This window comes from Uniformispora flossi (assembly GCF_049534875.1).
GTDB classification, from domain to species: domain Bacteria; phylum Actinomycetota; class Actinomycetes; order Streptomycetales; family Streptomycetaceae; genus Yinghuangia; species Yinghuangia aomiensis.
Genome location: NZ_JBMULZ010000013.1, coordinates 247,349 through 257,913, shown reverse-complemented (window position 1 = coordinate 257,913; position 10,565 = coordinate 247,349). Strand labels below are relative to the sequence as shown.

Sequence of the window (10,565 nt, the reverse complement as noted above, 5' to 3'; positions counted from 1 at the left end):
CGCTGTTTTTTTTTTAAACCACAGCCCCCCCCCTCCCCGGGCCCCCGCGGGCCGCCCGGGGCGGCGCCCGCCGCCGGCGGCCCGCGCCCGACGCGGCGTCAGGCCAGGCAGGTGAGCGGGCGTCCGCCGTTCCACGCGACCATGTCCTCCAGCGCGGGCCCGAGGGGAACGGCGGCCCCTTCGGGCGCGCCGCGTTCCTCGGCGTAGGCGCGGTGCAGGTTTCCTACCAGACGCTCCGGGTCCAGGAGTCCGGCGAAGTCGCCGAGCGTGGTGTCGAGCGCGGTCTGCAGCGGCGTCAGGCCCGCGTCGATCCCGGCGCGGGCCGTGGCGTGCAGCCAGTTCAGGTACAACTCGGTGGTGTCCAGGACTTCGGGCCCGCACACCGGGCCGTGCCCGCACACCACCGTGCGCGGACCGAGCGCGCGGAGCCGCGCGACGGCGCGCAGCGACCCGGCCACCGAGCCCATCAGCACGAAGGGCGTGCAGCCGGACAGCAGGACGTCCCCGGCGAAAAGCACCCGCTCCTCCGGCAGCCAGGCCACCACGTCGCCGGTGGTGTGCGCGGGGCCGACATGGATCAGCTCGACGAGGATGTCGCCTACGTGCAGGGTGAGCCGGGTCGGGAACGTCACCGACGGCGGCACGATCGGGAATTCGCCCCACTCGGTGTCCGGCCACAGGTCGCGCAGCATGTGGCCGTTCGCCACGATCTCGGCACGGGCGAGGTCGTGCCCGATGACGGTCGCCTCGGGCGCGAAGGCGAAGTTGCCGAAGGTGTGGTCGCCGTGCGCGTGGGTGTTGACGAGTGTCCGCGGGCGCAGCGGGGTCACCGCGGCGAGTGCGTCGGCGAGGGCGAGCGCGCGTGCCCGGGTGGCCGCGGTGTCGATGACGGCGACCGCGTCCGGCCCGATCAGCGCGCCGGAGTTGCTGACGCACCAGCCCCCGTCCGGCTGGATGTAGGCGAGGACGCGGTCGGCGACCTCGGTGAGTTTCCCGGGTCCGGGTGCCGCGCGGTCGGCGGTGCGCGGGTCGCGGGTAGTCGGCAGGCTCATCGGGATGACTCCGTTTCCGCAGGTGGGCGCGCAGGTGGGCGCTGCCGCGCAGGCGTGCGCGGGCGGCGGGCCGTCGGCCGCGGAGGGCCGACGGAAGACCGCACGGCCACCTTGCGGGGGACGTCTGGAGTCGGGGACGAGCCCGGGTCAGGGGCTCGCGGTGCCGGCGCCCGGGTCGCGCGGGGCGTGGGCGGTGAGGAAATCGTCGACCACGTGCCGCACGTACGCGGTGGTGAAGGAACGGCCGGCGAGGAAGCGCCGGTAGACGAGCGGCCCGGCGAGCTGGTCGATCGCGCGTCCGACGTCGAGGCGGGCGTCGACTTCGCCGGCGGCCTTGGCCTGCCGCAGGATCTCCCGGAAGCCCCGTGAGCCCTCCTGGTACAGCGTTTCCTTCATCTCGGTGAACGCCGGGAGGTAGCCGGCCCGTTCGATGATGACGCGCAGCGCCCGCTCCATGCCGGGGTCGTGGAGTTGGAGCCGGAAGGCCTCAAGCTGGGCGATCAGGTCTTCGCGGAGGTCCCCGGTGGGGGCGATCCGGGTGATGGCGAGCTGCTCCGCGATGACGTCGCGGATGAGGTCGGCGGCCTCGGGCCAGTGCCGGTAGAGCGTGGTGCGGCCCACGCCGCTCCGGGCCGCGACGGAGGCGTGGGTCACCGCGTCCCAGCCTTCCGCGAAGAGGATCTCGCGCGCCGCGCCGAGGACGGCGGCGCGGCTGCGCACCACCCGGGGGTCCAGGGAAGCGGGCGCGGTGCCGGACGAAGAGCTGTTGCGGGGCATGGCGGTGATTCTCCCATCGCAGGTCGACCCGGTAAATGCGCGGGCACGCGGGACACGCGGGCCGGTGCCGCGGGATGTGTCCGCGCCGACGCGCGGAACTGTGGAACAACTTGCGCCGAAGTCAACTCCAGTACAGAATGTTCCACAAGCTGGTCTCCGAGCCCGTGCCTCGAATCCGCGTTCGGACGCGACCGGTTCGCCTCCGACCCCCCGCTCGCACGGCCCGCACGGCTCTCGCGCCCGACGCGGAGCCCTACCGCAGGAGCGACCACCGTGACCGACAGAACCACAGGGAAGACCGTCGAGGCTTCCGTCACCCATCCGAACGGCCGCGCCGGCGGCGGAACGGCGGCGCCCCCGCCGACCCCGGAGCGGCGCAACAACGGCCTCGCCCTCGCGGTCATCGCGACGGCCCAGCTCATGGTCGTGCTCGACGTCTCGATCGTGAACGTCGCGCTGCCGTCCATGAAGGACTCGCTCGGCTTCTCGTGGGCGAACCTGGAGTGGGTCGTCAACGCCTACACCCTCGCCTTCGGCGGGCTGCTGCTGCTCGGCGGCCGCGCCTGCGACCTGTACGGCCAGCGGCGCGTGTTCCTCTGGGGCGTTTCGCTGCTCGCCGTCGCCTCGCTCCTCGGCGGCCTCGCGACGACCCAGGCCTGGCTGATCGCCGCCCGTGCCGCCCAGGGCGTCTGCGGGGCGATGGTCGCCCCGGCGGCACTGGCGCTGATCGCCACGATGTTCACCGAGGGCAAGGAACGCAACCGGGCGATGGGCGTGTACGCGGCCATGTCCGGGGCGGGCGGAGCGATCGGCAACCTCCTCGGCGGCGTCTTCACCGACGTGCTCAGCTGGCGCTGGGTGCTGTTCGTGAACGTGCCCATCGCACTCGTCCTCGCCCTGCTCGGCCCCCGCGTGCTGCGCGAGAGCCGCACCCGCAAGGAGCCGCTCGACCTGCCGGGCGCGCTCACCGCCACCGCGGGCGCCACCCTGCTCGTCTACGGCCTGGTGAACGCCGCCACGCACGACTGGGGCGACGCGCTCACCATGGGGCCGATCGTCGGCGGCCTCGTCCTGCTGGCCCTCTTCGTCGTGGTCGAGGCCCGCAGTTCCGACCCGCTGATGCCGCTGAGCATCTTCTCCAACCGCAACCGCACCGGCTCGTACATCATCATGTTCGCCATCGGCGCCGTGCTGTTCGCGATGTTCTACTTCCTCACGCTGTTCATGCAGCAGGTTGCCGGATACAGCCCGCTGAAGACCGGCCTGGCGTTCCTGCCCTTCGCGGTGATCGTCATGGTCCTCGCCGGCGTGGCCGGGCAGCTCGTCGGGAAGATCGGTCCAAAACCGCTGCTCATGACCGGCACCCTGCTCGCCGCGGGCGCACTGTTCTGGTTCTCCCGGCTGTCCGCGGAGGACGGCTACGCGGCGCAGCTGCTCGGCCCGCTGCTCCTCATCGGAGCGGGCGTGGCGATCTGCTTCGTGCCGCTGACGCTGGCGGCCGTCGCCGGGGTGCACGACCACGAGGCGGGCATCTCCTCGGCGGTGCTCAACACCGGCCAGCAGGTGGGCGGTTCGCTCGGCCTGGCGGTCCTCGGCACGGTTGCCGCGCACCTCACCCGGGACCGGGTGGCCGACCTCGGCGCGGCGGCGGACGCGCACAGTGTCGGCGCCGCGTACGCCGACGGGTACGCCCGGGCCTTCGGAATAGCGGGCTTCGTGATGATCGCGGCGTTCCTCGTCGCGGCCCTGGTGATCCGTGTCCGCAAGGACGAGATCGACCCGGAGGTGGCAGGCGCCGCCATCTGAGCCGCGCGCCCGGGCGCGCGGCGGCATGCGTCCGGGCCGCGGGCCCGGTCCGGTGGCGGCCGGACCGGGCCCGTGCGCCGCCGGCGGGGGAGAAGCCTTGCCCACTGCAGACCTCCTGATCTCTCCTGCCGACACCACCGAACGGATCCACCATGTACGACACGGACCCGGCACCGGGCCGGACCGCGCGCACGACCACCGGGCGCGTCCTCCTCACCGTCACCGGGCTCACCACGATGTGCGGCGCGTACATCGCGGACTGGAACGACACCCACGTGTTCAACCCCAACTGGCCGCCGCACGCGAAGTTCCACAACGGGCAGACGATGAGCACCGGCCTCGCCTTGGGCGCGGCCACGCTGTACTTCGTGTGGGGCCGCCGGCCCTGGACCTACGGGACGCTGCAACTGGCCACGGCGTGCGCCTCGGCGTACTGGATCACCCAGATGTCGTCGATCCTGTACCCGGGCACCGCCTTCACCGACCCGGGGTGCAGCCGCAAGGCCGGCCAGCCGGTGATGGCCGGCGTGACGCTCGCGCTGAACGCGGCGGCTTTCGTCGCCGAGAAGCGCCGCCTGCGCGCGGCACGCACGGGAGCCTGACACGGCAAACGGGTGCCGCCGCCCGCGAGGCGGCGGCACCCGTCCCGGTGCGGGCGATCACCGGAATTCGTGGAGGTTCTCGCAGACCCAGCGGGTGAAGGTGCGCGCCGGGCGCCCGAGCACCCGCTCGACGCCGGGAAGGACGTGTGCGCGCAGGTCGTCGCCGCCGGAGAGCACGTCGGCGAGAGCGGCGAGCACCCCGTCCACGGTCTCGGCCGAGTACTTGGCCAGCATCTTCTGCCGGTGCACGGCCAACGGGACGCTCTCGAAGCGGATGTCGCGGCCCAGCATGTCGGCCAGGACGGCGGCCTGTGCCCGCGGCGTCAGGCTCTCCGGGCCGCTCAGCGCGACGGTCTCGCCGACCAGGCCGTCGTCCGTCAGTGCGCGGACGGCGACTTCCGCGATGTCCTCCGGGTGCACGACCGCCTCCGGCATGTCCGCGACCGGGCCGCGCGCGACACCTTCGGTCCGCACCGAGTCCGCCCACGAGAGCGCGTTGCTCATGAACCCGCCCGGACGCAGGACCGTCCACTCCATCCCCGACGCGCACAGCGCCTCCTCGGCCTCGCGGTGCCAGCGCGCCAAGGGGTTGTCCTGCCGGTCGGCGACCTCTTCGACGCCGAGCGAGGACAGTTGGACGATCCGCACCACGCCCGCCTTGCGCGCGGCGGCGACGACGCGCGTGTCGTGCGTCGCCTTGTGGTGGCCCAACGACATCAGGAACACCCGGTCCACGCCGTCGAGGGCCTCGTCGAGCCCGCTCGGCACGTCGAGGTCGCAGGCGGCGACGGACACGTCGCCGGGGAACGCGGCGCGCGCCGGATCGCGCGTCACCGCCCGCACGGGGCGGCCTTCTTCGCGCAGACGCCGCAGGACGCGGCCGCCCACCGTGCCGGTGGCCCCGGTGACCAGGATCATGACCGCTCCTCGGTGTCGGCGCCCGGCAGCCGGTGCAGGATCGTGCGCAGCGCCGTCTCCAGCGCGTGCGCCGCGGCCGGGTCGTCGGCCGCGCCGTCCGGTGCCCGCCAACCGACGAAGCGGTCGGGCCGGACGAGTACCGCGCCGCCCGCGGCGATCCCGTGGACCTTCGCCCACTGGCCGGCCGGGTCGACCAGGCCGGCGCTGCCGCACGGGTCGAACTCGCCGGCGGGGCCGCCGATCCGCTGCACGTCGACGGCGACGCCGAGTCGGTCGGATACCGACCGAGCGGCGCGCTCCCAGCGTTCCGAGGCGTCGTCCGCACCCGTGAGCAGCACGAAGCCGCGGCCGAACAGTGCGGTGGTGGACGTCGGAAGACCGTCGTGCTCCAAGACCACGTACGGCGCCCGCGATCCCGGGCGTCCGGTGGGCGCGGTCGGGTCCTCCAGCAGCTCCCCGGCGTCGCCCGGCTCGCGGACGACCGCGCCGGCATGCGCGCAGCGGTATCCGAACACCTGCGTCACCGGGTCGATCAGCTCGGCGATGTCGTCGTTGCCTTCGGCGAGTTCGGGCGCCATGCGGACGACGGTGTTGGTGAACTGCTGCTCCGCGATCATGTCGGACACCGGGCGGCGCTCCGCGTCGTGGCTGTCCAGCAGCCCCGGGCCCGCCAGGCCGCGCACCACCAGCGCGAGCTTCCACGCCAGGTAGAACCCGTCCATGACCGCGGTGTTGCCGCCGAGCCCGCCCGGTGCCGGAACGACGCGGGCGGCGTCGCCGATCAGATGGACGCGGCCGTGCGAGAACGCGTTCGCCACATAGGCGAGCAACGGTGTCTCGCCGACCTCGGTGACGGTCAACTCCAGCTCCGGCAGGCCGAGTCCGGTGCGCACCAGATCGGCGAACCAGCCCGGCGGCATCGTCTCGGGCCGGAGCGGCTCCGGAGTGAGCGTGCCGATGAAGCCGTAGCGGCCCGGCAGGTCGATGTTGTAGAAGATCGACGGAAACGGCTGCGTCAGGTGCCACAGCGCGAACTTGCGGGCGTCGGCGACCCCGTCGACGTGCGCGAGGACGTCATGCAGGTCGGCATCGAAGAAGACCCGCACCAGATGCCCCAGCGTGCCCCGGCTGTGCGTGCCGACCCGCAGGGCTTCGCGGATCGGGCTGCGCCACCCGTCCGCGGCGACCAGGTAGTCGGCGCGGACCGTGCGCTGCGCGCCCGTGCCGGCATCGCGCAGGACCGCCGTCACGCCGTCCGCGTCCTGCTCGAACGCGACCAGCTCGGTCGAGAAGCACACCCGCGCGCCCAGGCCCACGGCGCGCTCGGCGAGGATCGCCTCCGTCCGCTCCTGACTGGCCATCGCCCACGCCTCCGGGGAGACGTGCAGCATCTGCATCTGGCCGTCCGTGTTGATGTCGAGCGTCACGGCGCCGGTCAGGGACTCGGCGACCGCCATGTAGAAGTCGCCCGTTCCGCCGGGCGACGCCGACAGGATCTCGTCGGCCACACCGGCGATCCGCAGCGCCTCCATGGTGTGCGGGTACTGCCCGCGCGCCTTCGGCACCGTGCTCGTGGTCGGGTGCTTCTCCACCAGCATCGGCGGCGCGCCGTGCAGGCCGAGGAACACCGCGGCGGACAGCCCGGCCAGGCCGCCGCCGATGATGAGGACAGGGACTCGTTCGTCGTACACGTCGCTCCCAAGGAGGTCGCCGGCGGTCGGGGGCGTTCCGGCGCGGCCCGCGCCGGAACAGGCCGGACCGCAGAAGGGGCCGGGCCCACCCCAGGCTCGCCGCGGCGGCTCGCGGACCCGTCGCAGACGGGTCGACGACGGATCGAGGCCGCCCGCTGCTCGACCGGCGCTCCAGCGGGCCTTCAGCGCACGGCGCGACGGTGGGCTGCGAACCCGTCCGCCGCACGCCACCGCCCGGGAGGCACCGTGATCGCGTTCGTCAATCGACTCGAACTGACTGGATCCGCCGAGGAGTTGGAGCGCATCTACGCGCACGCCGCGGCGTTCATGGAGACGCAGCCCGGTTTCCTCCGCTACGCGTTCGTGCGCTCGCGCAAGGACCCGTCCGTCTACTTCAACATCGCCGAGTGGGTCGACCACGAGTCGCTCGCGAACGCCATGGCCCATCCGGAGTTCCACGCCCGGCTGGAGCCCATGTTCAGGATCATGAAGGGCGACCCGCACACCGGCGACGTGGTGAGCGCGAGCTTCCCGCTCCCCGCGTGACCCGACGCGCCGCCGCCTTCCGCGCCGCGGCCCGCCCGTCTTGCCGCCCCGCACGCCTCCGGCGGAACCCCCGCACGATCAGCGAGGAGAAGCACCCATGACCGCTCAGACCGAGGCCGCCGGCCCCGTCACCGCGGAGATGTACGCGGAGATCAACGCCTTCTACGCCCGCCACATGCGCCACCTCGACGACGGCCGCACCGACGCCTGGGCGGCGGGATTCACCGAGGACGGGGTCTTCGCGCAGAACGTCGTCCCCGAGCCGTGCCGCGGCCGGACCGCGATCGCCGAACTGGGCCGCACCGCCCTGGCCGGCCTCGCCGAACGGGGCCTGGTGCGCCGGCACTGGTTCGGCATGGTCGACGCCGAGCAGCGCGCGGACGGCACCGTCCACACCATGTACTACGCGCTCGTCTTCGAGACGCCGCGCGGCGGCAAAGGCGTCTTCCACCTCAGCTGCACCGGCGCGGACATCCTCGTCCGCCGCGACAGCGAATGGCTCGTGCAGGACCGCCTCGTCGTCCACGACGCGACCGACTGAGCCGCCCCGCCCCGGCCCGACGACACGGCCGGCCGACCACGACCCGCCCCACCGCGGACAGGAGTACCGCCATGCCGAAGAGCACGGAACTGACGGCCGACCGGGTCGCCGCAGCGTACGACGCCCTGATGTCCCTGGACCGGGACCGCGCCCTGGAGTACTGGACGGAGGACGTCCGCTTCCAGATGCCCGGCAACCACCACCAGGCCGGCTGGCACGAGGGCCTGGACGCCTACCTCGCGTCCACCGCCAAGTTGATCGAGGCGTGCGGCGGCGTCATGAAGTCCGAGACGCTGGACGTGCTCGTCGACGCCGGCAAGGGCATCACGCTCGACGTCTACCGCATCAGCGGCAAGCGCGGCCACGCCCCGGAGGGGGTCTCCTCGCCCTACGACTTCCTGGCCATCGAAGGCGCCCACCTGCTGCGCTGGCGCGACGGCCGCGTATACGAGGGCCGCGGCGGCCTGTTCGGCGACGGCGCCACCCGGGCGAACCTGTGGTGGTCCCCGGTGGGCGACGACGGGCGGCGCACGGGCATCTGAGGCGGCCTCCCACTCGTCCGAGAAGACCGCAGCCGGGGGAGGGGACGGTCGGTGCCGGACCGGGGTTGCGTGCCGAAGGCCGCCGGGAGCGGCATCGGAACGCGCTGCCTCGTCAGGCGCCGACCGCCCCGACCCCTGCCGACCGGAAGGAATCCCCATGCCCGGCACCCCTGACAGGTCCGCCACGTCTGATGCCCTCGATGCCCTCGATGCCTCCGATTCCGTTCCCCGCCCCGACGACGCCCTGCTCGGCAGCCGGGTCGTCGTGACCGGGGGCGGCACCGGGATCGGCCGGGCCGCGGCGCACGCGTTCGCCGCCGCAGGTGCCCGCGTCCTGGTCGTCGGACGCACCGCGGCCACGCTGGCGGAGACCGCCCGCGAGCATCCGCAGGTGCACTACCTCGTCGCCGACGTCGGAGCCCCCGAGGCTCCGGCGGCGATCGTCGCGACCGCCCTCGACGTCCTCGGCGGCATCGACATCCTGGTCAACAACGCCGCGCAGGTCCGGATCGCCCCCCTCGGCGCGATCGACGCGCGCGAGGCGCAGGCCCAAGTGGCCACCAACCTCCTCGCGCCACTGTTCCTCACCCAAGCCGCGCTGCCGCACCTGGCCGATGCCAAGGGCACGGTGGTGAACGTCTCCACCGCGGGCGCGGGCCGCGGCTGGCCCGGCCAGTCCGTCTACGGCGCGGCCAAAGCGGGCCTGGACTTCCTCACCCGCACCTGGGCCCTCGAACTCGCCCCCCGGGGCATCCGGGTCGTCGCCGTCTCCCCGGGGCCGGTGGACACCCCGATCATCGAGAGCGCGGGCCTGACACCGGAACAGATCACCCAACTCCGCGAACGCCAGCGCCAACGCGTCCCCCTCGGCCGCATCGGCCGCCCGGAGGAAGTCGCCTGGTGGATCGTCAACGTGTGCCGCCCGGAGGCGTCCTTCACCACGGGCCTGAACATCCCCGTCGACGGCGGCGCCTCCGTCATCTTCTGACCCGCGGCCGCGAAGTGACCTGCGAGGCCGCGTGATCCGTACGCTGGTCACCGTGGACACTCCGCTGCTGCACGAGCGTTTCCCTTCCCACGACCCGGACGCGCCGTTCTTCCGGCACGTCCCGCTCGGCGACCGGCCGACGCCGGTGGCCCGGCTGGCCGCCGGGCTCGCCGACGGCCCGGCCGACGTATGGGTCAAGGACGAGAGCGTGTTCGGGGACCTGTGGGGCGGCAACAAGATCCGCAAGCTCGAATGGATCATCGCGGACGCGCAGGCACGGCGCTCGCCGACGATCCTCACGTTCGGCGCGCTGGGCACCAACCACGGGCTGGCCACCGCGAGGTTCGCGCAGGCGCACGGCGTGCGGGTCGCGCTCGCGCTCGTCGACCAGCCGGTGGACGACCACGTGCGCGCGCAGCTCGCGCGCCTCGAGGCGTCCGGCGCGACGATCCACCGCACGCGGACCAAGCGGCGCACCTACCTGCTCGCGCCGTGGCTGATCCTGCGCCACGGGCGGTTCGCCGCCGGCCGGTTCCGGCCCGCGTACGTGCTGCCGACCGGCGGCTCGTCAGCGGTCGGCATGCTCGGGTACGTCGAATGCGGCCTGGAGATCGCCGCCCAGGTCCGGGCCGGCGACCTGCCGGAGCCGTCGCACGTGGTCCTCCCGGTCGGCAGCGGCGGCACGGCGGCCGGGCTCGCCCTCGGCCTGCGCCTCGCCGGGCTCCGCAGCCGTGTCACGGGCGTTGTCGTCAACGACCAACTGCCGCTGGACGCCGCCCACATCACCGCGATGGCCAACAAGACGGCACGGCTGCTGCGCAAGCGCACCGGCGACCTCCGCATCGCCGGCCCGCGTCCGGAGGACGTCACGATGACCCGCGACTGGCTCGGCTCCGGCTACGGCCACCCGACTCCCGAGGCCGACCGCATCATCGAAGAGTCCCGCGCCGCCGGTGGCCCCGATCTCGAACCGGTCTACACCGCAAAGGCATTGGCCGCCGTCCGTGCCCTCAACGCCCGCGGCGACCTGGGCGACGGCGCGGTGCTGTACCTCCACACCTACGGCCCTCGCTGAACGTCGGTGGCCGCCGAGGACCGGCCG

11 protein-coding genes are annotated in these 10,565 nt (G+C 73.5%); 7 read left to right on the top strand and 4 right to left on the bottom strand.

The features are described from left to right. Window positions 1-98: 98 nt before the first annotated feature. On the bottom strand, window positions 99-1,052 hold the full coding sequence (locus tag ACPA54_RS26565; RefSeq protein ID WP_423533851.1) for an MBL fold metallo-hydrolase: 954 nt from the start codon (window positions 1,050-1,052) through the stop codon (window positions 99-101). 147 nt (window positions 1,053-1,199) lie between these two features. Beyond that, window positions 1,200-1,829: a TetR/AcrR family transcriptional regulator gene (locus tag ACPA54_RS26560; protein ID WP_423533850.1), complete on the bottom strand. Its 630-nt coding sequence runs from the start codon at window positions 1,827-1,829 to the stop codon at window positions 1,200-1,202. Window positions 1,830-2,102: 273 nt separating this feature from the next. On the opposite strand from ACPA54_RS26560, the gene ACPA54_RS26555 reads away from it, so the two are divergent. Next, a complete protein-coding gene (locus ACPA54_RS26555) occupies window positions 2,103-3,635 on the top strand; it encodes an MFS transporter (protein ID WP_423533848.1) in 1,533 nt (510 codons plus the stop codon). Between the two features lie 152 nt (window positions 3,636-3,787). Beyond that, window positions 3,788-4,237, top strand: a complete 450-nt coding sequence (locus tag ACPA54_RS26550; RefSeq protein WP_423533846.1) for a DUF6640 family protein — start codon at window positions 3,788-3,790, stop codon at window positions 4,235-4,237. A 57-nt stretch (window positions 4,238-4,294) separates the two neighbouring features. Here ACPA54_RS26550 and ACPA54_RS26545 read toward each other — a convergent pair whose 3' ends face one another. Continuing rightward, window positions 4,295-5,155: an NAD(P)H-binding protein gene (locus ACPA54_RS26545; RefSeq protein WP_423533844.1), complete on the bottom strand. Its 861-nt coding sequence runs from the start codon at window positions 5,153-5,155 to the stop codon at window positions 4,295-4,297. Continuing rightward, window positions 5,152-6,846: an FAD-dependent monooxygenase gene (locus ACPA54_RS26540; RefSeq protein ID WP_423533842.1), complete on the bottom strand. Its 1,695-nt coding sequence runs from the start codon at window positions 6,844-6,846 to the stop codon at window positions 5,152-5,154. The genes ACPA54_RS26545 and ACPA54_RS26540 overlap by 4 nt, the downstream gene beginning before the upstream one ends. A 246-nt stretch (window positions 6,847-7,092) precedes the next feature. On the opposite strand from ACPA54_RS26540, the gene ACPA54_RS26535 reads away from it, so the two are divergent. The 5 genes from ACPA54_RS26535 (at window position 7,093) to ACPA54_RS26515 (ending at window position 10,538) form a co-directional block, all read left to right on the top strand. Beyond that, window positions 7,093-7,392, top strand: a complete 300-nt coding sequence (locus ACPA54_RS26535) for an antibiotic biosynthesis monooxygenase family protein (protein WP_423533840.1) — start codon at window positions 7,093-7,095, stop codon at window positions 7,390-7,392. A 97-nt stretch (window positions 7,393-7,489) separates the two neighbouring features. After that, window positions 7,490-7,933: a nuclear transport factor 2 family protein gene (locus ACPA54_RS26530; protein ID WP_423533838.1), complete on the top strand. Its 444-nt coding sequence runs from the start codon at window positions 7,490-7,492 to the stop codon at window positions 7,931-7,933. 71 nt (window positions 7,934-8,004) lie between these two features. Then, window positions 8,005-8,475 (top strand): nuclear transport factor 2 family protein, encoded by a 471-nt coding sequence (locus ACPA54_RS26525; RefSeq protein WP_345679242.1) that lies wholly within the window; start codon window positions 8,005-8,007, stop codon window positions 8,473-8,475. A gap of 157 nt (window positions 8,476-8,632) precedes the next feature. Further along, window positions 8,633-9,463, top strand: a complete 831-nt coding sequence (locus tag ACPA54_RS26520; protein WP_423533835.1) for an SDR family NAD(P)-dependent oxidoreductase — start codon at window positions 8,633-8,635, stop codon at window positions 9,461-9,463. A 52-nt stretch (window positions 9,464-9,515) separates the two neighbouring features. Then, complete coding sequence (locus ACPA54_RS26515) at window positions 9,516-10,538, top strand: 1-aminocyclopropane-1-carboxylate deaminase/D-cysteine desulfhydrase (RefSeq protein ID WP_423533833.1); 1,023 nt, start codon at window positions 9,516-9,518, stop codon at window positions 10,536-10,538. The last annotated feature ends 27 nt before the right edge of the window (window positions 10,539-10,565 follow it).